Source organism: Tepidimonas taiwanensis, assembly GCF_020162115.1.
Classification (GTDB): domain Bacteria; phylum Pseudomonadota; class Gammaproteobacteria; order Burkholderiales; family Burkholderiaceae_C; genus Tepidimonas; species Tepidimonas taiwanensis.
This window is the reverse complement of sequence record NZ_CP083911.1, coordinates 2384481-2411227: the sequence shown is the minus strand read 5'-3', so window position 1 is coordinate 2411227 and position 26747 is coordinate 2384481. Positions and strand designations below refer to the sequence as shown.

The 26747-nt window shown below is 68.5% G+C and carries 20 protein-coding genes and 1 pseudogene; 13 read left to right on the top strand and 8 right to left on the bottom strand.

The annotated features are described in order from the left end of the window. Positions 1–9: 9 nt before the first annotated feature. Positions 10–2523 (bottom strand): Lon protease family protein, encoded by a 2514-nt coding sequence (locus tag LCC91_RS11410; protein WP_143898378.1) that lies wholly within the window; start codon positions 2521–2523, stop codon positions 10–12. 187 nt (positions 2524–2710) lie between these two features. Here LCC91_RS11410 and LCC91_RS11405 point away from each other — a divergent pair, with 187 nt between their 5' ends. Then, complete coding sequence (locus LCC91_RS11405) at positions 2711–3553, top strand: YecA/YgfB family protein (RefSeq protein WP_082007456.1); 843 nt, start codon at positions 2711–2713, stop codon at positions 3551–3553. Positions 3554–3566: 13 nt separating this feature from the next. Here the strand turns inward: LCC91_RS11405 and LCC91_RS11400 are convergent, their stop codons facing one another. The 5 genes from LCC91_RS11400 to LCC91_RS11380 form a co-directional block, all read right to left on the bottom strand. Next, positions 3567–4064, bottom strand: coding sequence for a CinA family protein (locus LCC91_RS11400; RefSeq protein WP_082007462.1), 498 nt, complete (start codon positions 4062–4064; stop codon positions 3567–3569). A gap of 229 nt (positions 4065–4293) precedes the next feature. After that, positions 4294–4857, bottom strand: a complete 564-nt coding sequence (locus tag LCC91_RS11395) for a phosphatidylglycerophosphatase A family protein (protein WP_043698939.1) — start codon at positions 4855–4857, stop codon at positions 4294–4296. Continuing rightward, on the bottom strand, positions 4854–5750 hold the full coding sequence (locus LCC91_RS11390; protein WP_058616662.1) for an NUDIX hydrolase: 897 nt from the start codon (positions 5748–5750) through the stop codon (positions 4854–4856). Before LCC91_RS11390 ends, LCC91_RS11395 begins: the two co-directional genes overlap by 4 nt. After that, positions 5747–6784 carry a thiamine-phosphate kinase gene (gene thiL, locus LCC91_RS11385; RefSeq protein ID WP_058616661.1) on the bottom strand — a complete coding sequence of 346 codons (1038 nt, stop codon included), beginning with the start codon at positions 6782–6784 and terminating at the stop codon, positions 5747–5749. The genes LCC91_RS11390 and thiL overlap by 4 nt, the downstream gene beginning before the upstream one ends. 24 nt (positions 6785–6808) lie before the next feature. Then, positions 6809–8806 carry a recombinase gene (locus LCC91_RS11380; protein WP_143898375.1) on the bottom strand — a complete coding sequence of 666 codons (1998 nt, stop codon included), beginning with the start codon at positions 8804–8806 and terminating at the stop codon, positions 6809–6811. 103 nt (positions 8807–8909) lie between these two features. Here LCC91_RS11380 and rpe point away from each other — a divergent pair, with 103 nt between their 5' ends. From rpe to LCC91_RS11365, 3 genes are all read left to right on the top strand, one after another. Continuing rightward, the gene (gene rpe, locus LCC91_RS11375) at positions 8910–9587 is read left to right on the top strand and encodes a ribulose-phosphate 3-epimerase (protein ID WP_143898373.1); all 678 of its coding nucleotides are present in this window, start codon (positions 8910–8912) and stop codon (positions 9585–9587) included. Between the two features lie 130 nt (positions 9588–9717). Beyond that, complete coding sequence (locus LCC91_RS11370) at positions 9718–12078, top strand: methyl-accepting chemotaxis protein (RefSeq protein ID WP_143898371.1); 2361 nt, start codon at positions 9718–9720, stop codon at positions 12076–12078. A gap of 127 nt (positions 12079–12205) precedes the next feature. Next, positions 12206–13411, top strand: coding sequence for an MFS transporter (locus LCC91_RS11365; protein ID WP_043699006.1), 1206 nt, complete (start codon positions 12206–12208; stop codon positions 13409–13411). Here the strand turns inward: LCC91_RS11365 and LCC91_RS11360 are convergent. Further along, positions 13299–14756, bottom strand: coding sequence for a chloride channel protein (locus LCC91_RS11360; protein ID WP_058616657.1), 1458 nt, complete (start codon positions 14754–14756; stop codon positions 13299–13301). The genes LCC91_RS11365 and LCC91_RS11360 overlap by 113 nt on opposite strands. Before the next feature lie 96 nt (positions 14757–14852). Here LCC91_RS11360 and LCC91_RS11355 point away from each other — a divergent pair, with 96 nt between their 5' ends. From LCC91_RS11355 to rhuM, 7 genes are all read left to right on the top strand, one after another. Further along, positions 14853–15350: a single-stranded DNA-binding protein gene (locus LCC91_RS11355; protein WP_043698948.1), complete on the top strand. Its 498-nt coding sequence runs from the start codon at positions 14853–14855 to the stop codon at positions 15348–15350. Between the two features lie 187 nt (positions 15351–15537). Then, positions 15538–17088 (top strand): class I SAM-dependent DNA methyltransferase, encoded by a 1551-nt coding sequence (locus LCC91_RS11350; protein ID WP_143898369.1) that lies wholly within the window; start codon positions 15538–15540, stop codon positions 17086–17088. 94 nt (positions 17089–17182) lie between these two features. Further along, entirely contained in the window at positions 17183–17542 is a 360-nt protein-coding gene (locus tag LCC91_RS11345; protein ID WP_082668481.1) for an AlbA family DNA-binding domain-containing protein, read from the top strand. A gap of 86 nt (positions 17543–17628) precedes the next feature. Beyond that, positions 17629–18786 carry a Fic family protein gene (locus LCC91_RS11340; RefSeq protein ID WP_058616653.1) on the top strand — a complete coding sequence of 386 codons (1158 nt, stop codon included), beginning with the start codon at positions 17629–17631 and terminating at the stop codon, positions 18784–18786. A 92-nt stretch (positions 18787–18878) separates the two neighbouring features. Continuing rightward, complete coding sequence (locus tag LCC91_RS11335; RefSeq protein WP_058616652.1) at positions 18879–19313, top strand: nucleotidyltransferase substrate binding protein; 435 nt, start codon at positions 18879–18881, stop codon at positions 19311–19313. Further along, complete coding sequence (locus tag LCC91_RS11330) at positions 19306–20955, top strand: restriction endonuclease subunit S (protein WP_058616651.1); 1650 nt, start codon at positions 19306–19308, stop codon at positions 20953–20955. The genes LCC91_RS11335 and LCC91_RS11330 overlap by 8 nt, the downstream gene beginning before the upstream one ends. After that, positions 20952–21941 carry a RhuM family protein gene (gene rhuM / locus LCC91_RS11325; protein WP_058616650.1) on the top strand — a complete coding sequence of 330 codons (990 nt, stop codon included), beginning with the start codon at positions 20952–20954 and terminating at the stop codon, positions 21939–21941. Before LCC91_RS11330 ends, rhuM begins: the two co-directional genes overlap by 4 nt. A 43-nt stretch (positions 21942–21984) precedes the next feature. On the opposite strand, the pseudogene LCC91_RS11320 reads toward rhuM, so the two are convergent. Beyond that, positions 21985–22938 (bottom strand): annotated as a pseudogene (locus LCC91_RS11320) (IS481 family transposase); the annotation flags it as partial. Between the two features lie 105 nt (positions 22939–23043). Between LCC91_RS11320 and LCC91_RS11315 the strand changes: the two are divergent. Both LCC91_RS11315 and LCC91_RS11310 read left to right on the top strand, forming a co-directional pair. Then, positions 23044–23529 carry a DUF4411 family protein gene (locus LCC91_RS11315; protein ID WP_143898564.1) on the top strand — a complete coding sequence of 162 codons (486 nt, stop codon included), beginning with the start codon at positions 23044–23046 and terminating at the stop codon, positions 23527–23529. After that, positions 23529–26747: a type I restriction endonuclease subunit R gene (locus tag LCC91_RS11310; protein ID WP_143898573.1), complete on the top strand. Its 3219-nt coding sequence runs from the start codon at positions 23529–23531 to the stop codon at positions 26745–26747. The genes LCC91_RS11315 and LCC91_RS11310 overlap by 1 nt, the downstream gene beginning before the upstream one ends.

The window sequence follows — 26747 nt, the reverse complement described above, 5'->3', positions numbered from 1 at the left end:
GGTTGCCGCTCAATGCCGCCCGCGCCACCCGCGTGGGTTGGCGGCGCGCAGGCAGGCGCGGCGGTAGGCGCGCAGCGTCTCGGCGGCGCGGTCGAGCACGGAGCCGGGGGCGTACGCGGGTGTGCCGTCCGGGTGCAGCGGGGCGGTTGCGGCGCGGGGGTCGTCCAGCCCGAAGGGCACACCGGTGAGCAGCGTCATGCCCTGCGCGACGTGGTCGATGGCCCAGATGTGGAAGCGCCCGGCCGCCACGGCCTCGCACACGTCGTCGGCGAGCATCAGGTGCCGACGGTTGCGCGCGGGGATGAGGACGCCCTGCGTGCCGTCCAGCCCGGCGGCGGCGCAGACGCGGTAGAAGCCCTCGATTTTTTCGTTGACGCCGCCGATGGGCAGCACCTCGCCGAAGGGGTTGATGGCACCGGTGACGGCCACGCCCTGGCGCAGCGGCAGGCCGGCGAGCGCCGACAGCAGCGCGTAGAACTCCGCGCACGACGCGGAGTCACCCTCGATGCCCGCGTATTCCTGCTCAAAGACGATGGCGGCGCTGAGCGCCAGCGGTGCCAGCGGCGCAAACAGCGCCGAAAGGTAGCTGTGCAGCACGAGCACGGCCTTGTCGTGGATGGGGCCGGAAAACCCCACCTCGCGCTCGATGTTGAGCAGGCCCTCGTGGCCGGGCACGGTGCGGGCGGCCACGCGCATCGGCAGGCCGAAGCGGTAGTCGCCCAGATCGATGACCGACAGGCCGTTGAGCTGGCCGATACGCGCGCCGTGCAGCGGCACGACGCGGTCGCCGTCGGCGATGGCTTCGCGCAGGCGCTCGTCGGGGTAGTCGTGGCGGCGGTTGCGTGCCGCAATGGCCGCGCTGACGTCCTCGGCTTCGACGCGGCGCGCGCCGCGTTGGCGGGCCAGTGCGGCGGCTTCGATGATCAGCGCCTCGGTGCGGGCAAAGGCGGCGCTTTGGCGCGTGCGGTCTTCGGCCTGGCGGTGGCTGTCTTCGATGAGGCGCGCGACCGCCGCAGCTCCGAACGGCGGCAGCCCCAGGCGCGCCGTGGTGTGCGCAACGAAGATGCCCGTGGCGCGGCGCGTGGCGTCGCTAGCGCGGAAACTGTCGGCAAAGTCGACCTGGATGCGAAAGTGCCGCGCGAACTCCGGGTCGCCTTCCTGCAGGGCGTAGAACTGCGCGTGCGTGCCGATGAGCACGAGCTTGACGTCGACGTCCACCGCCTCCGGCTCCAACGACGTGGTGGCCAGCGCCGAGAACATCGTGCCCGGTTCCTCGATCTGCAGCCGTCCGCTGCGCAGGAAGCGCCGCAGCTTCTCCCACACCAGTTCGTCGGCCAGCAGGTCGCGCAGGTGCAGCATCAGAAAGCCGCCGTGCGCGCGCAGCAGGCTGCCGGCGCGGATGCGCGAAAAATCCGTCACCAGCACGTCGTTGTCGGTCTGGTATTCGATGCTGCCAAAGAGCGGCCGGTACAGCGGGTTGTTCTCGATGATGACCGGGGCGCCCTGGGTGTCGGCGTTGTCGACGACGAGGTTGACGCGGTAGCGCGCGAGGCGCCGCTCGAGCGCGTCACGGCGCTCCTCGTCGTCCTCGTCGCGGGGCTCGAACAGGTCCAGCGCGTCGAGCACGTCCTGCTCCACCGCGTCGAGCCACTGGCCGAGCTTGCGCGTGTCCTTGAACTGCTTGCGCAGGCTCTGGCGGATCGCGTCGAGTTCGCGGTCCAGCAGCGGTTGCACCGCCTGCCGGCGCAGCGCCGCGACGCCCTCGCGCAGTTCGCGCTCCAGCGGCGCGGTCAGCTCCAGAAAGCGCAGGATTTCGGCGCGCAGTTCGCGCTCACCGTCGTCGTAGGCGCGACGCTGCTCGGGGGGGAGCGCCGCCATGTCCTCCGCGGTCAGCGGCTCGCCCCGCTCGTCGATCAGCGTGAAAATGAGCTGCCCGCCCTCGCGCCGCAGCGCGAAGTGGCGCTCGCGCGCAAAGGCCGCGAGCTGCGCGAAGGCTTCGGTCTCGCGGTCGCTGTAGCGCTTTTCCAGGGCGGAGAGCGCCGCCTTGATGCCGGGTTCGCTGAGTCGCTTGGGGATTTCCGCTTGCAGGGTGCGGCAGAATTCGACCATGCGCTGGCGCAGCGCGCGCCCCTGCCCGGCGGGCAGGCGCAGCGCGCGCGGCCGTTCCGGCGCGGCGAAGTGGTGCAGGTAGCACAGGTCCGGCGGCACCGGCCGCGTGGCCGCGACGGCGCGCATTTCCTGCTCCAGCAGCGTCGAGCGCCCCGTGCCCACGTCGCCCAGCACGAACAGGTGCGTGTGCGGCTGATCCAGCGCCAGGCCGAAGCGCGCCGCCGTCTGCGCGCGCTCCTGCCCGATCCACGGCAGCGGCTCGTGCTGCAGCTCGGTCGTGTCCGCAAAGCCCAGCGACGCGGGGTCGATGCGCAGGCGCAGCGCGTCCACCGGCAGCGGCTGAACCGCGGTGGCAGCCGGCGCCGGCGGAGGCGCCCGGTCGGATGGCGGGGGAAACGGCGCGGCATCGTGCATGGCCCCAGTCTAGCGCCGTTCGTCGGCGGCGCCTGCAAAGCCGCGGACATCCGCCGATATGCCCGCCATGCACATCCAGTCCAGTCAGGTCGCCTTGTGCAGCGCGGGTCTGCACCAGATCGACCTTGCGGTGTGACGCACGGGTGCTGACAGACGCGCGGCGCGTGCGCTCGCGTACACTCGCCGCATGCTACCGAACGACGCCGCCAACGACCCGCTGCTCTCACCTCCGCAGACCCCCGGCGGGCCGCTGGGCGACGAGGACTACCAACAGCTCGAAACCCTGCTCGCCGATCTGGCCGAGCGGGGTGAGGGCATCCCGACCGGCTGGGAGTACTGTGACGGCTTTCTGACAGCGCTCGTCTGCTGCCGCCGCATCATCCCGCCGAGCGAATACTTCCCGGTCCTGTTCGGTGGCGATGGCGCGCCGGGTTTTGGCAACGCGCAGTTCCGGGACGAGGCGCAGCTGCAGACCTTCCTGTCGCTGTGGTTCCGCCGCTGGAACCAGATCGCCGCGGCACTCGCCGCGCCGGTCGAGTCGCTGGACGACGAGCAAGCGCTCGAGCCCTACGTGGTCGATCTGCGCGCCCTGGTCGCGATGGCCCCCGAGGCCGACCGCCAGCGCTTCGAGGCGGAATACGGCGATGAGTCGTTGCCGGCCTTTGCGCAGTACTGGGCGCTGGGCTTCATGGACGCGGTGCAGGTCTGGGCGGACGACTGGGTCCCCCCGCGTGACCGGACGCTGGCGCGCGAGTGGGACGACGCGCTGGCCACCATCGCCGCGCTGCTGGAAGACGACGATGCGCCGCCCGAGTTCAATCCGATCGGCGATGACGCGCCACCGTCGATGAGCAAGCGGCGGTTCGAGCGCTTCCTCGACGCGATCGGGGCCGCCTACACGCTGTTTGACATCGTGCAGGAAATCGGCCCCGTCATCCCCACGGTGCGCAGGGGCCCGCAGCCCGGCCGCAACGACCCCTGCCCCTGCGGGAGCGGCAAAAAATACAAGAAGTGCTGCGGGGCGGGGTGAGGCCCCGTAGGTTTCAACCGGCCGTCGGCAAACGCGCGAGCAACCCCGCGAGTGCATGGTCCGCCGCGGCGGCACGCACCGCGGCCCGGTCGCCGTCGAAGCGGCGGCATTCGGCGTCGACCTGTCCGGCGACACACCAGCCGAACCACACGGTGCCCACCGGCTTGGCGGCGCTGCCGCCGCTGGGCCCGGCGATGCCGGTGATGGCCAGCGTGGCGGGCACCCCGGCGGCCCGTGCGGCTCCCAGCGCCATCGCGCGCGCCACCGGCTCGCTGACCGCGCCGTGGGCGTCGATCAGCCCGGCATCGACGCCCAGCTCCGCCGCCTTGGCCGCGTTGGCGTAGGTGACCCAGCCCCGCTCGAACCAGTCGCTGGAGCCCGCGAGCGCCGTGCAGCACGCCGCCACCAGCCCGCCGGTGCAGCTCTCGGCCGTGGCGATGTGCCAGCCCAGCGCGCGCAGCCGCTCGGCCAGCGCCGTGACCCGCGGCCACACCGTCGGCGGTAGCCACAGCGGCGTTGCCGTCGGATGGTGCGCATTCGCTCCCCAGTCAGTGGTCTGCACTTTTCGGCCTCTCTGGACGGCAGGCGTTGAAAAAAATTGACCCAAGAGGAAGTCTTGGCAATCCCGGGTACTCGCCCTTCGAGCATTCCCCAAACTGCTTGCACGCGGACGTGCGGGAATCGTGCTTTCGCTGTCTTTCGGGCCTCGAAACGTTTGATGGCCTGTTACCGCACCGGGCTCAGGGCCCGAACGCGAAGCGCCACAGCGCGATCACCAGCAGCGTGCAAAACGCCGCCACCAGGTCGTCGAACATCACGCCCCAGCCGCCGCGCCAGCCGCTGCCCTTGAACACCCGGTCCGCCCACGCCACCGGCCCCGGCTTGGCCGCGTCGAAGAAACGAAACAGCGCAAAGCACACCGCCTGCCCCAGCAGCCCGTCCGGGGCCGCGATCCACAGCACCAACCAGAACGCCACCACCTCGTCGATGACGACGAACGACGGATCGGCGATGCCGGTGCGCCGGGCGGTGGCGGTGCTGGCCCACCAGCCCACGAGCAGCGTCGCCCCGATGATCAGCGCCCACCCCCGGTCACCGGGTGTGGCCCATGCGTCGATCACCACGAACGCGGCCCAGGCCCAGAGCGTGCCGACCGTGCCGGGGGCGATACGGGACAGCCCCGCGCCGAACCCAAGCGCGATGAGGTGCGACAGCCGCGCAAACAGGAAGCGCGCCGTCGGCACGCCGCCCGGCAGCGGCCAAGCGGGTTCGACGGTGTCCGTACGATCGGTCCGCGGTGTCATCGAAACCATCCTTCAAAACCCTCGTACGGCTCGAAGCGCCCTGCCACCAGCCGCAGCCGCGTCGGCCCGGGCAGCGCGCGCTCGCGCACCGGGTGGAGGGGGTCGCCCGGGTAACACATCGCGCGGTGTTCGCCGTCGCGGAATTGCTCCGGCTGGATGCAGGGCGGACGGCGTCGCTGTGCCTCGGCCCAGGCAGCGGTGACCGTTGCGTGCCGCGCCAGTTGTGCCAGCCCCATCAGCTGCGGCGGGATCAGCTCGATCTCGCGCGCCCAGTAGCGCGCCAGCGCCTCGCGCGGCGTCAGCCACACGCTGTCGCTGGCTTCGTGCGCATCGTGGCGGGCCTGCGCCCCGGCGGGCAGCCGCGCCAGAAAAAACCGCGTGTCGAACCGCGGCGACCCCACCGGGGGGTTGCGCGGCGTGATCCAGCGTGACCACGGGCACAACGCGCCCGTGGCGAGGCGCACACCGGCGTCGCGCAGCACGGTCCGCCACGCCCCCGGGGTGACATCCGGCGCGGCGGTCGGCAGCGCCGCTGGCGGATCGACCAGCGCGACGCCCGCTTCCTCCCACAGCTCGCGCGCCGCCGCGACGAAGAACGCCTGCGCCTGCGCCGGGGTCAGCGCCGGCTCGGCCAGCCGCGCGACGAGCGATTCGGCGGTCGCGTCCAGCACCGGCGCCCAGTCGGGTGCCGCATCGTCGGCCTCCACCTTGCCCCCGGGAAAGACGTAGTGCCCGCCCAGCACGCGCACGTCGCGGTGGCGGCGCAGCAGCAGCACCTCGAGCCCCCCCGCACCGTCGCGGATCAGCACCACCGACGCCGCGTCGCGCGGCGGGGCGTTGTCGTCCGCCACGCGGGGTTCGGCTCCGTCAGCATGTGGGGGGCGGTCGCTCATGCCGACATGGTAGCGAAGTGGTCGAACCCCCCCAAGCGCGTGCCCGGTGGCACCGGGTAGGGTCGCCCCTGCGCGTCGCACAGCCGCACACGAGGGCGGCCATCGGCCAGTGGGTGCGTGGCCACCGGCCCGGGCATGATGCGCCCGATGCGCGTCACCGGCGTTTGGGCTGCCGCGGCGGCCGCCTGGACCTCCGAGCGGCGGGCCGCGGGGGAGGTGAAGACCAGTTCGTAGTCGTCGCCGCCGGCCAGCACGCATGAGAGCGCTTCGGCCAGCGGCAGCGCGCGCACGGCCGGGTGCACGGCCTGCCCCACCAACAAGGCGTCGATGTCGATCTCCGCGGCCACGCCGGAGGCGGCGAGGACATGCCCCAGATCGGCCACGAGCCCGTCGCTGACGTCGATCGCTGCGTGCGCGATGCCGCGCAGCGCCAGCCCCAGCGCGATGCGCGGCGTGGGGCGCTCGAGCCGCGCCCGCACGTGCGCCTGCCAGTCCGCGCGTGCCAGCGGTGGCCGCTCGCCCAGCAGCACCGCCAGCCCCAGCCGCGCGTCGCCGACGGTGCCGCTGACCCACACGTCATCGCCCACGCGCGCGGCGCTGCGGCGAAAGGCCTGCGCGGGTGGCACCTCGCCATAGACCGTCACGCTCAACGTCAGCGGCCCGGCGGTCGTGTCACCGCCGACGAGCGCGCAACCGTGCGCGTCGGCTAGCGCCAGCATCCCGCGCGCCAGCGCCGCCAGCCACGCCTCGTCCACACGCGGCAGCGCCAGCGCCAGCGTGAACGCCAGCGGCCGCGCGCCCATCGCTGCCAGGTCGCTCAGGTTCACCGCCAGTGCCTTGTGGCCCAGTGCCTCGGGATCCACGTCCGGCAGAAAATGCCGCCCCGCCACCAGCATGTCGGTCGAGGTGGCCAGCGCCATGCCGGGCGCGGGGGCCAGCAGCGCACAGTCGTCGCCGTTGCCCAATACAACCCCGCTGGAGGACGGCACGGTGTGCCACCAGTGGCGGGCGATCAAGTCGAACTCGCCGGACATGCGCCTCCTGCTGGGAGTGAGGGGTCAAGCGCTGCGCGGCGGCCAGAAAAAGCTGCCCGGCGCGCGCCGCCAGCGATGCCGCAGCGCCTGCGCGATGCGCTCGCGGTTGACGTGGTTGACCCCCTGCGCCCGCAGCGCCAGCCGCAACGCCAGATAGAAGCTGACAGCGACGTTGATCGGGCCCACCAGCGCGGTGGCGGCCACCGCCAGCCACCAGTCTGGCCGCGCCCACACGTCGGCGCCGAGGGACAGCGCCGCCGCCGCCATCTGGCCGGTCACGAGCGTGACGTGGCGCACGTCGAAGGGGATGCCGAAGAACTGCAGCGCCACCGGCGCCAGCCCCAGCAGCAGCCCCAGCGAGATGTTGGCTGCAAGACCCGAGATGTTCGTGCGCCACCACTCGGCCCAGGCCTGCGCCCGCTTGGCGCCCAACAGCGCCACACTGCGCGGGTGGTGGGCCAGGGCCTCGTGCAGGCGGTGCAGGACGAAGGCGTTTTCCACCCAGCCGGCGATCTGACTGCTGGCAAACAGCAAGACCCCCGTGCCCGCCGCGAGCAACAGCGTGGGCCCGAGCAACTGGTGCTTGGCCAGAACATATTCCGCCTGTGCGGTCTCGATGAGGGGCGCGCCCGTCCACGCGACGTGCAGCGCGTGCAGCGCCCACACCGCCGGGATCACCGCCACGACGTTGCCGATCACCGCCGCCGACTGCGAGCGCACGAGGTGCGCCACCTCGTCGACGAAGCGCAGCACCGCCTCGCGGCTGTGCAGGTCTTTCAGGCGCGCGGCCATCGCCGGTGCGGTCATCGCGGGCTGCTTGGTCGCCACCGTCAGGTGCAGCAGCATGATGACCACGAACCAGAAGGCGTAATTCAGCCCCGCGGCCAGCCCGGCCCAGAAAGCCGCCAGACCCAGCCCGCCGAGCAAAAATTTGCACCACGTCGTCAGCCCCAGCACCGCGCCGCCGCCCGCCGCGCGCCACAGCATCGCGCGGTACTCGGCCGCGGTGCGGGTGATGTAGTGCTCGCCCGTCTCGGCGCTGCGCTGCGAGACGCGCTCGGCCAGCAGCTGCGACAGCTGCAGCCACAGCGCGCGCACCGAGCGCGCCTCGTGCCCCTGCCGCACCAGGCGCGCGAGCATGTGCAGCGTCGCGCGCGCCGGGTCGGGGCTGCGCAGCAGGCGCAGCAACAGCTTGGCGCGCAGCACGCGCAGCCGCAGCTGGCGCAGCGCGAACACCACCGACATGGCCACCCCCGCCTCCTGCAGGTGTCCGTAAGCGGTGTAGGCGGCGTGCCGCGCCTCGTCCAGCGCCGCCCGCAGCGCCTGCTCCGCGCGGTGGGCGGCTTCGGCGTCCCCCGCTGCCAGCGCATCGCGCAGCGCCGCCACCCGTGATGGCAGATCCAGAAACACCCGCAGCCGCCGCGCTCCCTCCCCCATGCGCTGGCGCAGGTCGGGCTGTGTGCCGGTCTCTGCCACGCGCAGCGCGCACAGGTGCAGCGCGTCCAGCACCCAGGCGGTCCATTGTTCACGCGCCCGCGGGGCCTCGGTGTCGGTTGCCATCAGCGTGAACAGGCGTTGCAGCGCGTGGCGCGGCAGCGCGCGCAGCCAGCGCTCGTCGCGCGGGTCGTCGAATATCCACAGCAGCAGTGTGTGGGCGTCGCGTGTCGTCGGTGCCACCGGCAGCCAATGCTGGCGCAGGCGCAGCATCGCCTCCGCGCTCCACGATGGCTGCTGCGCGATGCCCTCGTCGGCGAGCCACGGGGCCAGCTCCAGGTCCTGCAGCGTGTGCCACCACAGACGCCGCACCGCGCGGGCCTGGGCCGGATCCTGCGCCAGCTGCGCCACCCACGCCTCGAAGCGGCGGCGGCTTTCCGGCACCGCGCCGCCCGCGCGCAACCACGCCGCCCACGCGCGCCACCACACGTGGCGCGCCGCGCGCTGCGTCGGATCGGGCAGTGTCCGCACGGCCGGCGGCACCGCGGCGGCGGCCGCGGCAGAAGGGGCATCCGGGTTTACATGCATGCGCCGATTTGTACCATGCGCGGTGGCGGTTCTCTTGCGACAATCACGGCTGCGCTGAACCGGCTACCCTTCCCCCCACTGTATTGCGTTCCACCCCACGACCATGCCCCAGCATCGCATCGCCCCCTCGATCCTGTCGGCCGACTTCGCCCGCCTGGGCGAGGAAGTGCGCACCGTCATCGCCGCCGGCGCGGACTGGATCCACTTCGACGTGATGGACAACCACTACGTCCCCAACCTGACGATCGGCCCCGCGGTGGCGCAGGCGCTCAAGCCCCACTGCGTCACGCCCGACGGGCGGCCCGTGCCGCTGGACGTGCACCTGATGGTGCAGCCGGTCGATGCGCTGGCGCAGATGTTCGCCGACGCCGGGGCGGACATCATCAGCTTCCACCCGGACGCGAGCACGCACGTGCACCGCAGCATCCAGGCGATCCGCGCGCGCGGCTGCCAGGTGGGGCTGGTGTTCAATCCCGCCACGCCGCTGGACGTGCTCGACTGGGTCATCGACGACATCGACCTGATCCTGATCATGAGCGTCAACCCGGGCTTCGGCGGTCAGTCTTTCATCGACAGCGCACTGCGCAAGGTGGAGCAGGCGCGGCGGCGCATCGACGCCTGTGGCAAGGACATCCGGCTGGAGGTCGACGGCGGCATCAAGGCCGACAACATCCGCCGCGTGGCCGACGCGGGCGCCGACACGTTCGTGGCCGGCAGCGCCATCTTCGGGCAGCCGGACTACCGCGCGGTGATCGCGCGCATGCGCGCCGCGCTCGCCTGACGCGGCCCCTCCGATCCCCGCTCCCGGACCGACCGCCGTCACGCCGGCGACGGCGCCGCCGCCCACGCCCCGCTCGTTGGGGTTTTCGCCCTCTTTTGGGAGCGGGCTTTTTGGCCGATACTCCCGCATCATGCGCATACGCTTCGTCTCTCCCGCGGTGGCGCTGCTGCAGCGGCTGCCGATGACGCTCAAGCTCCTGGGCCTGTCCACCATGGTCGTGGTGCCGCTGCTGCTGGTGGCATGGCTGCTGGCCGCGGACGCCTGGCGGGACGCGGACGGCGCGAGACGTGAACTGCAGGGCGCGGAAACAGCCCAGCGGCTGCAACAGCTCGCGCGCGACTGGCAGACCTGGCGCGACAGCGCGCAGCCGATCGAAGGCGTGGCGGACCTCGCCACCCGCCAGCAGGGCGCGGCGCGCGCGATCGAGTCCGCGCTGCAGGCGCTCGACGCGCCGATGCGCGCCGACACGTGGGGGCTGGCCGGGGCGTGGGTGCCCGCGCGTGACGTGGGGCAGGAGCTGCTGAAGAACACGGCCCTGTCGCCGTCGGCGCGGCACGCGCAGGCCACGCAGGTTATCGAGCGGGTACAGCGCCTCGCCTTGGCGGTCGCGGAAACGTCTGGCCTGAGCCTGGATGCCGATCCGCTCGTCGTGCACCGGGTGGCGCTGGCGGTGGAGCTGCTGCCCGCCGTGCGCGAGACGACGAGTTTCTTGCGCGGGCGTGCCGCGGTGCTGCTCGCCGACCCCAACGCGATGACCGACTCGGTGATCATCTCGGACATCGTGCGCCTGGCCAATGAGGCGGCGCGGGTGCAGGGGCTGCTGCCCACGATGCAGGAGCGGCTCGACGCGCTGCAGCGGCGCGGGGTCGCGGTACCCAAGGGGTGGGGGACCTTCCGCAGCGAAACCGACGAATGGCTGCGTGCGGTGGACGCGCACCTGCGCACCGCGGCGATGACGATCGACGGCCCGGCGTTCTACGCGCTGTCGGACAAGGCCGTCGCGGCCCAGGCGGCGCTGGAGGACGAACTGCTCGCGGATGCGGTGGCGCGACTGCAGGCACGCGTCCAGGCGCGGCAGACCACGCTGATGGCGGTGGCGGCTGGTTGTGTCGTCGTGCTGCTGCTGCTGGCGTACGCGATGGTGGCGTTCTATCAGGCAACCGTTGGGGGGTTGCGCCACCTCAACGGGGCCATCGACCGCGCTGCCGAGGGCGACCTGACCAGCGATGCGGTGCTGCCCGGCAGCGACGAGATGGCCGACATGAGTCAGCGTCTGCGCAACATGCTCGCGCACCTGTCGGAGCTGGTGGCCGACGTGCGCAGCGCCGCGGCCGTGCTCGGGCACGTCGGGCTGCAGCTCGTGCAGGACAGCCAGCAGCTCGCCGACCGCACGCAAACCCAGGCCGCGAGCCTCGAGCAGGCCACGGCCAACGTGCGCCAGGTGTCGGAGACGGTGGCCACCAACGCCGAGTCCGCGCAGGAGGTGCGGCGCCTGACCACCGAGCTCAACGCGGAGACCGAGCGCGCGAGTGCCTTGATGGAGCACACCGTCAGCGGCCTGGGGTCGCTGCAGGCGACCTCGCAGCGCATGACCGAGATCATCGGCACCATCGACGGTATTGCGTTTCAGACCAACATCCTGGCGTTGAACGCCGCGGTCGAGGCCGCGCGCGCCGGTGAGGCCGGGCGCGGCTTTGCGGTGGTGGCCAGCGAAGTGCGGCGCCTGGCGCAGCGCAGCCAGGAGGCGGCCAACGAGGTGCGCCAGCTCATCGCGGAATCCGCCGAGCGGGTGCAGGGCACGGTCACCGAGATCCAGCGCGTCAACACCGCGATGGATGCGCTCGTGCGCGGCATCCGCGACATCGCCGCGCGCATCGGCCAGATGGCCGACGCCAGCCACCAGCAGAGCACCGCGTTGGCCGAGGTCGTCGCCGCGGTCGGCGACCTCGACAGGGTCACCTACGAAAACTCCGCGATGGTGGAGCGCACCACGCACCGTGCCAACCGGCTGATGGAGCGCACGCGCGACCTGGACGAAGCCGTGCACCACATGAAGCTGCGCCAGGGGACCGCGGACGAGGCCTACGAACTCGTGCAAAAGGCGCTGGCGCACGTGCAGGCGGTCGGGTACGAGCGCGCGGCGCAGGACTTCCAGAACCGCAACGGCCCGTACGTCGACCGCGACCTCTACATCTTCGTGCTCGACCGAGAGGGGACCTACCGCGTCATGGGGCTGGACCCGGCCAAGGTGGGCACGCGCGTGCACGACGCGCCCGGCATCGACGCGGAAGCGTTCATGGCCGACGTGCTGCACCGGGTCGAGCAGGGTGGTGGCTGGGTCGAGTACAACATCATCAACCCGGTCACCCAGCAGGTGCGCGCCAAGTCGTCGTACGTGGCGCCGCTGCCCAACGGGCTCATCATTGGCTGCGGCGCGTATCGCAGCGCCTTGCGCTCCGCCGACGACGTGAGTCGCCTCGGCAGCGACTGACCCCGGCGGGGTATGCGGGCGAGCGCCGCCGGGGTCGACGCCAGCTGCGGCACAATCGCGGGTTTGTTACTGCCCAGACCCCGCGCCTTCCGTGGACGTTGACGACTCCCGCACCGGGGCCGCGCGCATGCAGCCCGCCGAGCGCCGCGCCAGCCTGACGCTGGCCGGCGTGTTTGCACTGCGCATGCTGGGGCTGTTTCTGGTGTTGCCGGTCTTTGCACTGGAAGCGGCGCGTCTGCCCGGCGGTGACGACCCCGCCCGCGTCGGGCTGGCGATGGGCATCTACGGCCTCGCGCAGGCGTTGCTGCAAATCCCGCTGGGGGCCGCATCCGACCGCTTCGGCCGCAAGCGCGTGATCATCGCCGGGCTGGCGCTGTTCGCGCTGGGCAGCGTCTGGGCAGCGCTGGCGACCAGCATCGACGCCCTGATCCTCGCCCGCGCGCTGCAGGGGGCGGGGGCGATCTCGGCCGCGGTCACCGCGCTGCTGGCGGACCTGACGCGCGATGCCGTGCGCACCAAGGCGATGGCGCTGGTGGGCGTGAGTATCGCGGTGTCGTTCGCGCTGTCGCTGGTGGCGGCCCCGCCGCTGGCGTCAGCCATCGGCCTGTCGGGCCTGTTCGCGCTGACGGCGGCGCTGTCGCTCGCCGGCATCGCCGCGGTGGCCTGGGTGGTTCCCGCCGAACCGGCTCGGCCCGCGGACGATGTGGCCGTCTCGTGGCGGCGCGTGCTGCGCCACCCGGACCTGTGGCGGCTCGACGTCGGCGTCTTCGCGCTGCACACGGTGCAGATGGCGATGTGGGTCGCGGTGCCGGGCCTGCTGGTCGCCGCGGGCCTGCCGAAAGCCGCGCACTGGCAGGTCTATCTGCCGGCGCTGGTGGCGTCGTTCCTCATCATGGGGGGCGTGTTGTTCCGGCTGGAGCGGCGGGGGTACCTCGCCGCCGTGCTGCGCGTCGCGATCGGCCTGCTGGCCGTGGCCCAGCTGGGGTTCGCCTGGGCCGGGGCGGACGCGGGGATCGCGGTGCTGGCCGTGTGGCTGGTGGTGTTCTTCCTCGGCTTCAACACGCTGGAGGCGAGCCAGCCCAGCCTCGTGTCGCGCCTGGCCCCGGCGGGCGCGCGCGGCGCGGCGCTGGGGGTGTACAACACGCTGCAGTCGCTCGGGCTGTTCGCTGGCGGCGCGCTGGGCGGCTGGCTCGTGCGGCAGGCCGGCGCGACCGGTGTCTTCACGGCGGGGGCGGTGCTGTGTCTGGCGTGGTTGGCGCTGTCGTGGCGGCTGCGCGTGCCGGCGGCGACGCCGAAGGCGGTGGATCCACGGGCGGCGTCTCCGACTGCGTAGGTGCCGCCGAGGGCAGTGCCGCGCGCAGCATGTGCTGCGCCAGCACCGTGTAGAGCGGGCGGCTGATCAGGCGCGAAACCAGGCTCGCCACCATCGCCGACGCCATCAGCGTCAACACCAGCGCGCGGCCGTCGATCATCTCCATCACGATGATGAACGACGTCAGCGGCGCCTGCGTCACCGCCGCCAGAAATCCGGCCATGCCCATCGCGATCAGCAACGGGGCGAGCGAGCCACCCGCGCCGGCGCCGGTCCACTGGGCGATGTCATGGCCAATGCCGGCCCCGATCGAGAGCGACGGCGCAAAAATCCCGCCCGGCACCCCGCACCACGTGGTCACCCAGGTGGCCACCAGCTTGAGCAGCGCGTAGAGCTGCGAGGGATCCGCCTCGCCGGCCAGCATGCGGCGCACCTCCTCGCCGCCGGCGCCAAACGTCGCCCCACCGCTGGCCAGCCCGATCACGGCCACGACCAGCCCGCCCGCCGCGGCAAAGGCGATGGGATGGCGCTGTCGCCAGCGGCTGATGCGGTCGGGTGAGCCAGTCAGCGACGCAATCAGCAACCGGGCAAACAGGCCGCCCACCACGCCGCACGAGACCGCCACCAACAGCCCCGGCAGCAGGGCCGAGGCATCCAGCGTGGGCACGCGGATCGCGCCAAAGTAGGTGTAGTTGCCAAAGGCGGACACGCCCATCAGGCCCGCGAGCACGATGGCGGCGATGATCAGGCCGCTGTTGTGCGACTCCAGCTTGCGCGACAGCTCCTCGATCGCGAACACCACCCCCGCCAGCGGCGCGTTGAACGCGGCCGCAATGCCCGCCGCGCCGCCGGCGACCAGCAGGGCGCGCTCGTTCAACCCGCGGCCGCGCCGCAGCCAGTGCCGTGCGTTGTGCAACACGCCGGCGGCCACCTGCACCGACGGCCCCTCCCGCCCCAGGGACAGCCCGGCCAGCAACCCCAGCGAGCCCAACAGCGCCTTGCCCAGCGACAGTCGCAGCGAGACGAACCGGCCCCGCATGTCCGCGGGCAGCGTCGGCGACAGCGCCGCCATCACCTGCGGGATCCCCGAGCCGGCCGCCCCGGGCACCCAGCGCCGCGTCATCCAGACAATGGCCGCGGTCAGCGCCGGCGTCCACAGCAGCACGAGCCACGGCTGCTCGGCGTATCCGTGCTGAAACCACTCGAACGCCCATTCCGACAGCAGCGTAAAGCCCACCACCGCCAAGCCGGCCAACACCGCATAGCCCAGCACCACGCCCCGGTCCACCCAGGCCCGCAGGTCCGACAACTCGCTCTGCAGGTTGGCGAGAACATCCGGGTCGCGTTCGTGCTCGTGCGTGTTCATGGTGGGCCGAGAGGGCATTGTGGCATGGTGGGGCGACCGGCGTTTGCGGCACAATCCACCCGACGTTCGAACACCCCGCTCAGGAGGAACACCCCCATGGCCTCGGTCAACAAAGTCATACTGGTCGGCAACTGCGGCCGGGATCCCGAAATCCGCTATCTGCCCTCAGGGCAACCGGTTGCCACCGTCAGCATCGCGACCTCCAGCCGGCGCAAGGACCGCAACACCGGTGAGATGATGGAGGACACGCAGTGGCACCGGGTCACGTTCTACGACCGGCTGGCCGAAATTGCGGGTGAGTACCTGAAGAAGGGGCGGCCCGTGTACGTGGAAGGGCGCCTCAAGTACGGCAAATACACCGGCCAGGACGGCATCGAGCGCAACACCGTCGACATCATCGCCACCGAGCTGCAACTGCTCGGCGGCCGCGAGGGGATGGGCGCCCCCGCGGATGACGGCGGCTACGCGCCCCGCGCCGCAGCGCCTGCCGCCCCGCGCAGCGCCCCCGCGCCAGCCAGTCGGCCCCCGGCGCCCGCGGCCCCCGCGCCGGCCGCCAGCGGTTTCGAGGACATGGACGACGATATCCCGTTCTAGTCGCTGTCCGTTCGAGACGCTGTCCCGACAGCCGTAGCGATACGTTCCGTGAGTCCGATCCCAGTTGGCCCCGTGCTTGCTGGGATTTTTGCTTTTGTTGGGCACGTCATCCGCAGCGCACGTGATTGGCGGAGTGCGCCCCGGAACAAAACACATCCGACGCGTCACAGGGAAGAGGTCAGACCCGATGGCAACAACCGATGCCCGAAAAAACGGCAACGCCGCCAGCCTCGGCTTCGAGGCGGAACTCTTCAAAGCCGCCGACAAGCTGCGCGGCAACATGGAGCCCAGCGACTACAAGCATGTCGTGCTGGGCCTGATCTTCCTGAAGTACATCTCCGACGCCTTCGAGGCCAAGCACAAGGCGCTGCTGGCCGAAGACCCACTCGCCGCCGAGGACAAGGACGAATACCTCGCCGACAACGTCTTCTGGGTGCCCAAGGAGGCGCGCTGGTCGCACCTGCAGGCCAACGCCAAGCAGCCCGCCATCGGCTGGCTGATCGACGAGGCGATGCGCGCCATCGAGAAGGACAACGAGTCCCTGAAGGGCGTGCTGCCCAAAGACTATGCCCGCCCCGCGCTCAACAAGGTGATGCTGGGGGAACTCATCGACCTCATCTCCGGCATCGCGCTGGGCGAGGAGGGTAGCCGCTCCCAAGACATCCTCGGGCGGGTGTACGAATATTTCCTCGGCCAGTTCGCCGGGGCCGAAGGCAAGCGCGGCGGCGAGTTCTACACGCCGCGCTCGGTCGTGCGCGTGCTGGTCGAAATGCTGGAGCCCTACCGGGGCCGCGTGTACGACCCCTGCTGCGGCTCGGGCGGCATGTTCGTGCAGTCGGAAAAGTTCGTCGAAGAGCACGGCGGGCGCATCGGCGACATCGCCATCTACGGGCAGGAGAGCAACTACACCACCTGGCGGCTGTGCAAGATGAACCTGGCCGTGCGCGGGATCGATGCCGACATCCGCTGGAACAACGAGGGCAGCTTCCACAAGGACGAACTGCGCGACCTCAAGGCCGACTACATCCTCGCCAACCCGCCCTTCAACATCTCCGACTGGGGCGGCGAGCGCCTGCGCGACGACGTGCGTTGGCAATTCGGCGTGCCGCCCGTGGGCAACGCCAACTACGCCTGGCTGCAGCACATCTACTACCACCTCGCCCCCAATGGCACGGCGGGCGTGGTGCTGGCCAACGGCTCGATGAGCTCCAATCAGTCCGGCGAGGGCGACATCCGCCGCGCCATGATCGAGGCCGACGTGGTCGATTGCATGGTGGCGCTGCCGGGGCAGCTCTTTTACTCCACCCAGATCCCCGCCTGCCTGTGGTTCCTGGCCCGCAACAAAAACCCGGGCAAAGGGCTGCGCGACCGGCGCGGGCAGGTGCTCTTCATCGACGCCCGCAAGATGGGCGTGCTGGTGGACCGCACCCGACGCGAACTCACCGACGAGGAGATCAAGAAGATCGCCGACACCTACCACGCCTGGCGCGGGGAGCAAGGCGCGGGCGACTACGCCGACGTGCCGGGCTTTTGCAAATCCGCCACGCTGGAGGAGATCCGCAAGCACGGCCATGTGCTCACCCCGGGGCGATACGTCGGCGCGGCGCAGCAGGAGGACGACGGGGAGCCCTTCGAGGAGAAGATGGCGCGGCTGGCCGCCCAGTGGCGCGAGCAGCGGGCGCAGGCGGCCAAGCTGGACGCGGCGATCGAGGCCAACTTGAAGGAGTTGGGGTTTTGAGAAACGTTGCGTTGATGAAGGCTCTCTGCCACCGCCATATGCAAGGCTGCATTGCATATGGCGGCAGTCTTGCGGTCTTGGCGAGGGAGGCGAGATGACACCCGCAGAATTGCGGCAACTGATCGCCACAGGCGAAACGCTCGCCGTCGAGTTCAAGGGCGAGGAACGCGCACCGCTCAACGACCGCGATCTGGTGGAAGCGGTGGTGTGTCTGGCCAACCGATCGGACAGTGAGGCGGGTTGGTTGCTCGTAGGCGTCGAGGATGACGGCCGCATCACGGGTGCCCGTCCCCGTCACGGCGACCAAACCGATCCCTATCGGCTCGCGGCCATGATTGCTTCACGCACCCGCCCTTCGGTCTCGGTGCGGGTGTTTCCGGTGTCGATCGGCGACCGGACGGTGGTAGATATGGAGCCCTCCAAATCCGTCCATAAAACTCCAAAACCCGCTTGAGCCATGCGCACGCTATTAACGTAAAATTCGCAAAATGTAAATAGTGCGGCTTGCTATTTACAGGAACGAAAACAGGGGGCGATCTCGTGCACCGGGGACCTTCGGGCGTTTACCTCACCACCACCACGCTGGGCGAGTCGGTACGGGCGTTCGTACCCAACGCCTTGCCGCCCGAGCCGCCGCTGGACATGAACCCGGCGCGCCAGCGTCTCCTCGAACGCGCCTGGCTCGCCTGTGGGCGGCTGGATGCGATCACCGCCTTGCTGCCCGACCCCGATCTTTTTCTCTACGCCTACGTTCGGCGCGAAGCGGTGCTCTCCAGCCAGATCGAAGGCACCCAGTCGTCGCTCTCCGACCTCCTGCTGTTTGAGCTCGACACCGCGCCCGGCGTACCCTTCGACGACGTGCGCGAGGTCTCCAACTACGTCGCCGCGCTGGAGCACGGACTGGCCCGCCTGCGCGAAGGCTTCCCGCTGTGCAACCGGCTGTTGCGCGAAATCCACGCCACGCTACTCCACAGCGGCCGGGGCGCGGAAAAGCAGCCTGGCGAGTTCCGCCGCAGCCAGAACTGGATCGGCGGCACGCGCCCCGGCAATGCCCAGTATGTGCCGCCTCCGCCCGATCGGGTGGAACCCTGCATGGCGGCGCTCGAACGCTTCTTGCACGCGCCGGACGCGCCCGGCGCGCTCGTCAAAGCGGCGCTCGCCCACGTGCAGTTCGAAACCATCCACCCCTTCCTCGACGGCAATGGGCGCGTCGGGCGGCTGCTGATCGCCCTCATCCTGCACCACGACGGCGTGCTGCGCCAGCCGCTCCTGTACCTGTCGCTCTACTTCAAACAGCACCGCGCTGAGTACTACCGGCTGCTCGATACCGTGCGGCACACCGGCGACTGGGAAGCGTGGCTCGATTTCTTCCTCGAAGGCGTGGCGCAGACGGCCAGCGGCGCAGTGGAGACCGCCCACCGGCTGCTGGCGCTGTTTCAGGCCGACGCCGCGCGCATCCAGCCCCTGGGCCGCAGCGCCGCCAACGTCCTGCGTGTATTCGACGCGCTGCGCCACCGCCCCGTGGCCAACATCGACACGCTCGCCGCTCACACCGGCTTGAGCTTTCCCACCGTCGCCCGCGCGATCGACGCATTGCAGCGCCTGGCCATCGTGCGAGAAATCACCGGCAAGCGGCGCGACCGCGTCTTTGTCTATACCGCGTATCTCGACCTGCTCAACGAACCCGCGCAGCCATGAAGCCGCCAATGCAAGCCATCGGTCGAGGTGCTCGGGGTCGCGCGGTAAAAGCCCAAGCCATACCGCCGTTTCATCGTGAAAGGAGGGCTGAAATGCCTGGTACACAATTGGATCTTTCCGCCCTGCGTAACGCCATTGCCTCCCTCGAAGACGGGCTGGAGGTGGTTGGCGACAGTGGCTGGTTTAACGCACAGTCCGGCAAAGTGCAAAACACCCTGATCGCGGGAGTCATCCAGAATTTCGAGTTTGTGTACGAAATCTGCATCAAGATGATCCGGCGTCAGATAGAGATGGAATCGGCCAGCCCGGATGAAGTGGATGCCACCAACTTTCGTGATCTCTTGAGGCTGGCCGCGGAAAAGAGCTTGATCGCCGACGTGGAGGCGTGGTTCAAATACCGCCACATGCGCAACATCACGGCGCATACATACGACCACGAAAAGGCTCAGCAGGTATACCAGGGGACGCTGATCTTCATCCGTGACGCCCGCGCTTTGCTGAGCACGCTGGAAGCACGCAATGCCTGATATACCGAACATCGACATACGCCCAGATCACTGGGAGATCGTAAAAAGCATTTTGCAAAAGCACGTGCCTCAGTACGAGGTGTGGGCGTTCGGCTCACGCGCCAAATGGACGGCCAAGGAATACTCCGACCTCGATCTGGCGATCATCACCGACGAGCCGCTTTCGCTGGATGTCAGCGCCCGCCTGAGCGACGCCTTTTCCGAATCCGACCTGCCGTGGCGGGTGGATGTGGTGGATTGGGCGGCGACCAGTGAATCGTTCAAAAAAGATGTCGAGCGGGATAAGGTGGTGGTGCAGGAGGGGAAGAAGGGATGGGGTGTGGTGGGTGAGTGGTCTAGAACGACTGTAGGCGAGGTTGCTTCCCGCGTCACGAAAGGGACTACGCCGACCACCCTCGGTGGCCGATTTGTCGAATCTGGGGTTGTGTTCGTGAAGGTCGAAGCGATTACTGATGACGGACGCTTTCAGCCGGAAAAATTCGCCTTCATCGATCAAGAAACACATCGGCTCTTGGAGAGATCAAGGCTGCAAGGAGACGATGTGCTTTTCACCATTGCTGGCACCATTGGTCGCGTTGCCAAGGTGGACGCACACATTCTGCCTGCAAATACCAATCAGGCGGTCGCGATCATACGTCCCAATCGTTCCCTTGTTGAGCCGAACTTTCTCTTCTACGCCCTGCGTGATCGCGATCGCGTCCGAGATGCGCAGACGCGTATCGTGCAGTCCGTGCAGGCCAACTTCAGTCTTTCCGAGCTGGCATCTATCGATCTACCCCTCCCTCCCATTCGTGAACAACGCGCCATCGCCCACATCCTCGGCACGCTGGACGACAAGATCGAGCTCAACCGCAAGCAGAACGAAACGCTGGAGGCGATGGCCAGCGCCCTGTTCAAGGCGTGGTTTGTGGACTTCGAGCCGGTGCGCGCCAAGATGGAAGGTCGCTGGCAGCGCGGCCAGTCGCTGCCTGGCCTGCCCGCCCACCTCTACGACCTTTTTCCCGACCGTTTTGTCGAGTCGGAGTTAGGGGAGATTCCGGAGGGGTGGGAAATGCGCTCCCTGGACTCGATTGCGAACTATCTAAATGGACTCGCACTACAGAAATTTCCTCCGGAAAACGACGACGAGTTTCTGCCGGTCATCAAAATTGCGCAGCTGCGCGCTGGGAACACAAAAGGAGCCGACCGAGCAAGCGCGCGAATCAAGCCCGAATATGTCGTAGTCGATGGCGACATCCTGTTTTCGTGGTCAGGCTCGCTTGAGGTCGAGGTTTGGAACGGTGGTCGGGGTGCTTTGAATCAGCACTTGTTCAAGGTAACGTCTAACAAGGTTCCGAAGTGGTTCTATTTTTTTGCTACTCGTCATCATTTGCCGCGCTTCCGTGCCATTGCCGCCGACAAGGCAACGACAATGGGCCACATTCAGCGCAAGCATCTGAACGAAGCCCGGATCGCTGTCGCCCCTCCGGAAAGCCTGAAGGTGTTTGATGGCGTGCTTGCTCCGTTATTCGATCAAATAGTCAGCAATGCACAGGAATCACGCACCCTCGCCCAACTCCGCGACACGCTGCTGCCCAAGCTGATCTCCGGCGAGCTGCGGGTGAAGGATGCCGAGGCATTCCTGAAGGAGCGGGGCTTATGAAGCCGAACCAAAACATCGTCATTTACGACAGCGGCGAAGCACGGGTGGAGGTGCGGCTCGACCGCGAGACGGTGTGGCTGACGCAGGAGCAGATGGGCGCGCTCTTTGGTCGCGAGCGCTCGGTGATCACCAAGCACATCCGCAACGTCTTTGCCGAGGGGGAGCTCGAGCGCGAGGCAGTATGTGCAAAATTTGCACATACTGCCGCCGATGGAAAGACCTACCAGGTGGAGTTCTACAACCTGGACGTGATCATCTCGGTCGGCTACCGGGTGAAGTCCGTTCAGGGCACGCGCTTTCGCCAGTGGGCCACGCGGGTGCTGCGCGAGCATCTGACGCAGGGCTACACGCTCGACCGCCAGCGCTTCGAGCAGAACGCCGCGGAGTTACAAGCGGCGCTGCAACTCGTACAGAAAGCCGCCGCGGGTGCGGCCTTTACCGCCGAGCAGGGGCGCGGGCTGGTGGACGTGATCGCCCGCTACACCCAGACCTTTCTTTGGCTGCAACGCTACGACGAGGGCTTGCTCACCGCACCCGCCGGCAGCCCGGGCGGTGTGTTGCCCACGGTGGAGGAGGCCCGCGCCGCCATCGCCCGGCTGAAGGCCGACTTGATGGCGCGCGGCGAGGCATCCGAGCTGTTCGGGCGCGAGCGCGGCGACGCGTTTGCCGCCATCCTGGGCAATCTGGAGCAGTCGGTGTTCGGCGAGCCGGCCTATCCCACCCTCGAGGCCAAGGCGGCGCATCTGCTGTACTTCGTCATCAAGAACCACCCGTTCGCCGATGGCAACAAGCGCAGCGGGGCGTTTTTGTTCGTGGATTTTCTGGCGCGCAACGGCCGCCTGCTGCGCGATGGCCAGCCCGTCATCAACGACGTGGGGCTGGCGGCGCTGGCGCTGCTCGTGGCAGAGTCCGACGCCAAGAACAAGGACGTGATGATCCGCTTGATCGAAAACATGCTGGCGCTGCCTGCTCATGCGGAGAAATGAGGCGATGGCCGTTTCTCGACAAGCCAAAATTGCAAACATATCTGTCACATCCCGGATGATCATATGGCCGTTTTTGGAACAGATGCGGGTGTGACGTGTACCACTGTTTCATGGCCTGCATGGGCGTGAGACCCTTGAGTGCGGCCTGGGGCAGCTGGTGGTTGTAAAGCCAAGCATAGCGCAGCAGGGTCTTCTCGAGATCCTCGCCGCTGATGAAGTGGTGGCTGCGCAGCACCTCCTCGATGCGGCCGTTGAAGCGCTCTACCATCCCGTTGGTCTGGGGGCGTCGCACGCGCGTGGTGCGGTGCTCGATGCCGAGTGCCTCGCACAGGCTCTCGAAGGCGTGGGTGGCACTGGGCTGCCCCAGCAGCCGTGCGGTGAACTCCTTGCCATTGTCTGTGAGGATCTTGTTGATCTTGATCGGGCACGCCGTGAGCAGCGACTTGAGGAAGGCGCGCGCGTTTCTCGCGCTCTTGGAGGCGTACAGGGCAATGAAGACCCAGCGCGTGGCACGGTCGATGGCCACAAAGAGGTAGCGCCGCCGCGTCTCATCGGCCATTTGCGGCAGGTACTTCACGTCGATATGAATGAAGCCCGGCTCGTAAGCGGCAAAGGGCTGATGTGCGGGTTTGGGCACCTGGGGCTTGAGGGATCGCAGCGACCCCACGCCGTGGCGTCGCAAGCAGCGATCCAGTCCCGAGCGCGACACGTCAGGACAGACGAACTCGCGCATGACCGACAGCAGATCATCCAGCGGCAGCAGCAGCGTCTTGCGCAGCTCCACTGCAATGGCCTCCTGCGCCGGGGTCATGGTGGTACGCAGCCGGTGCGGGGTGTGGGAGCGATCCAGAAAATCCTCGCGGCGCTTCCACTTGTACACCGTCATGAGCGAAACGCCGTAACGCTCAGCCAACACCGCAGCCGGCTCATCCGACAGCGCGATCTCGCGCCGTATGGCTGGCGTTGTACGCGCCAGGGCATGCAGCTTGATGTTCATGAGGGCATCTCCCGATGATGGTCGTCAACGCCTTGACCCGCTGCCCAGCAGCTCGCGCAGAACGCTTACCGCCAGCAGGTACGCATGGCGTGATGGCACTATCCAATCATCCGGGATGCGACAGCTATCTCACAAGCCAAGAACCTGCATTACGGCCTGGACTTCTGCCCTGCGTTCTGGGACTGGCTGATGGACAGCAATGCCGCCGGGCGCGTATTCAGCATCGACAAGGTGGCCGACGAAATCGCCGCGGGCGCTGATGAACTGAACGATTGGATGCGCCAGCGTGGGCGCGGCCTCTTTCTCAGAACCGACCCGCAGGTTGCCGCGCAGTTCGGCAAGGTGAGCGCCTGGGTCACGCAGCAAAAGTACGAGTCGGCGGCCATCAATACCTTTTTCCAGATAGCAGATTTTTATCTCATCGCCCATGCCCTGGCCAAGGGGCATGCCGTGGTCACGCACGAAACGCCGGCCAACTCGACCAAACGCATCAAAATTCCGAATGTCTGCATCGGCCTTAATGTGCGGTTCATGACCCCATACGAAATGCTCCGCCGGGAGCGTGCAAAGTTCGTCCTCGGGAGGGCATGATGGCCTTCCTGTCCGAAGCCGAGGTCGAATCGGCGCTGCTGGATCAGCTCGCCAGCCTGGGCTATGCCGTCGAGCGTGACGAGGCGATCGGCCCCGACGGGCCGCGGCCCGAGCGCGAGCGTTACGCCGATGTGGTGCTGCTTGCGCGGCTGATGCAAGCCGTCGCGCGGCTCAATCCCACCCTGCCCGAGGCGGCGCGACAGGAGGCCATCCGCAAGCTGACGCAGTCGGAACTGCCCGCATTGCTCGAAGAAAACCGCCGCCTGCACCGGCTGCTCACCGAAGGGGTGGACGTCGAGTACCACGCCGAGGACGGCACGCTGACCGCGGGCAAGGTCGCGCTGATCGACTTCGACCATCCGCAGCAGAACGACTGGCTGGCGGTGAGCCAGTTCGTGGTGATCCACGGCCCGCACACGCGGCGGCCGGATGTGGTGGTGTTCGTCAACGGGCTGCCACTGGCGGTAATCGAGCTCAAAGCCCCGGGCAGCGCGGGGGCGCACCTCGTGGGTGCGTTCAATCAGTTGCAGACCTACAAGCAGCAGATCCCGCCGCTGTTCCACACCAACGCGCTGCTGGTCACCTCGGACGGCATGGCGGCGCGGGTGGGGTCGCTCTCGGCCGACTTCGAGCGCTTTATGCCCTGGCGCACGACCGACGGCACGGCGGTGATGCCGAAAGGCACGCCGGAGATTTCGACACTGATCGAAGGCGTGTTCGAGCGGCAGCGTCTGCTCGAGTTGCTGCGCGACTTCACGGTGTTCGGTCAAACCGGGGCGGGGCTCGTCAAGATCATCGCGGGCTATCACCAGTTTCATGCGGTGAAGAAGGCGGTGGCGCAAACGGTGCGCGCCTTGCCGCCGCTGAATGTCGCGCAGGAAGACCCGGCGCGTTACGGCCTGCCCTCGGTCAAGGACCAGCGCCCCGGCGACCGGCGGGTGGGCGTGATCTGGCACACGCAGGGTTCGGGCAAGAGCCTGCTCATGGCCTTCTACGCCGGGTTGCTGGTGAAACACCCGGCGCTGGAGAACCCGACGCTGGTGATCATCACCGACCGCAACGACCTGGACGACCAGCTCTTTGCCACCTTTGCGATGTGCTGCGACCTGATCCGGCAAACGCCGGTGCAGGCCGAGGGGCGCGAGCATTTGAAGGAACTGCTAGGCCGCGCCTCGGGCGGCGTGATCTTCACGACGCTGCAGAAGTTCGGCGAAATCGACGGGCCGCTCACCCAGCGGCGCAACGTGGTGGTGATCGCCGATGAGGCGCACCGCAGCCAATACGGCTTCAAGGCCAAGGTGGACGCCAAGACGGGGGAAGTTTCCTACGGCTTTGCCAAATACCTGCGCGATGCGCTGCCCAACGCCTCGTTCATTGGCTTCACGGGCACGCCCATCGAGGCGGACGATGTCAACACCCCGGCGGTGTTTGGCAACTACATCGACATCTACGATATCAGCCGGGCGGTGGAGGACGGCGCGACGGTGCCGATCTATTACGAATCGCGCCTGGCTCGCCTGGAACTCGACGAGGCAGAAAAGCCGAAGATCGACGCCGAGATCGAGGAGATTCTGGAGGACGAGGAGGAGTCGGCGCGCGAGCGCGCCAAGCAGAAGTGGGCCACCGTCGAAGCGCTGGTGGGCGCGGACAAGCGCCTGAAGCGGGTTGCGGCCGATATCGTCCAGCACTTCGAGGATCGCGTGGCGGCGCTCGATGGCAAGGCGATGGTGGTGTGCATGAGTCGCCGCATCTGCGTGAAGCTCTACGACGAGATCGTCCAACTGCGCCCGGCCTGGCACAGTGACGACGACAACGCAGGCGTGCTCAAGATCGTGATGACCGGCTCGGCGAGCGACCCGCCCGAATGGCAGCGGCACATCGGCAACAAGGCGCGGCGCGATCTGCTGGCCAAGCGTGCCCGTGATCCGAACGACCCCTTGAAGCTGGTGATCGTGCGCGACATGTGGCTGACCGGCTTCGATGCGCCCTGCATGCACACGATGTACGTGGACAAGCCCATGCGCGGCCACGGGTTGATGCAGGCGATTGCGCGCGTCAACCGCGTGTTTCGCGACAAGCCGGCCGGGCTGATCGTGGACTACATCGGCATCGCGCAAAACCTGAAAAACGCGCTGGCGCAGTATTCGCCGCGTGACCGCGCGCAGACCGGCGTGGACGAGGCCGAGGCCGTCGCACTGATGCTGGAAAAGGTCGAAATCGTGCGCGCGATGTTCCACGGCTTCGACTACGCCAGCGCCTTGCACGGCACGCCGCAGGAGCGCCTGCAGATGATGGCCGGGGCCATCGAGTGGATCCTCGAGCGGCAGCAGCAGTGGGCCGCGCAAGAGACGACGCAAGAAGGCAAGCGCAAGGCCCACCGCCGCTACCAGGACGCCGTGCTGGCCCTCTCCAAGGCGTTCGCGCTGGCCTCTGCGTCCGACGAGGCGCGCGCCATCCGCGAGGAAGTGGGTTTCTTTCAGGCCATCCGCGCCGCGCTGGTGAAAAGCGGCACGGGCTCTGGAGTAACCCAGCAAGAGCGCGAATTGGCCATCCAGCAGATCGTCAGCCGTGCGGTGGTCTCCACCGAGATCGTGGACATCCTCCAGGCCGCCGGCCTCAAGAGCCCGGACATCTCCATCCTCTCGGACGAGTTCCTGGCCGAAGTGCAGCAGATGGAGAAGAAAAACCTCGCGCTGGAAGCCCTGCGCAAGCTGCTCAACGACGGCATCCGCTCGCGCGCGAGGTCCAATGTCGTGCAAACCAAAGCCTTCTCGCAGCGGCTGGAGGACGCGGTGGCGCGCTACCACGCCAATGCCATCACCACGGCGGAGGTGTTGCAGGAGCTGATCGCGCTCGCCAAGGACATCCGCGCCGCCCGCCAGCGTGGCGAGGAGTCGGGCCTGTCCGAGGAGGAAATCGCCTTCTACGATGCTCTGGCCGAAAACGAGAGCGCCGTGCAGGTGATGGGGGACGAGAAGCTGCGCGTCATCGCCCACGAGCTGCTCGTCAGCTTGCGCGACAACGTCACGGTCGATTGGGCGCACCGGCAATCCGCCCGCGCCCGCATGCGCGTGCTGGTCAAGCGCATCCTGCGCAAGTATGGCTACCCGCCCGATCTGCAGGACGCGGCGGTGCAGCAGGTGTTGCAGCAGGCCGAGGCGGTGCTGTCGATGTGGTCGGCGTCGCCGCGACCGTTCGATGCGGCCATCGCGGGGTAA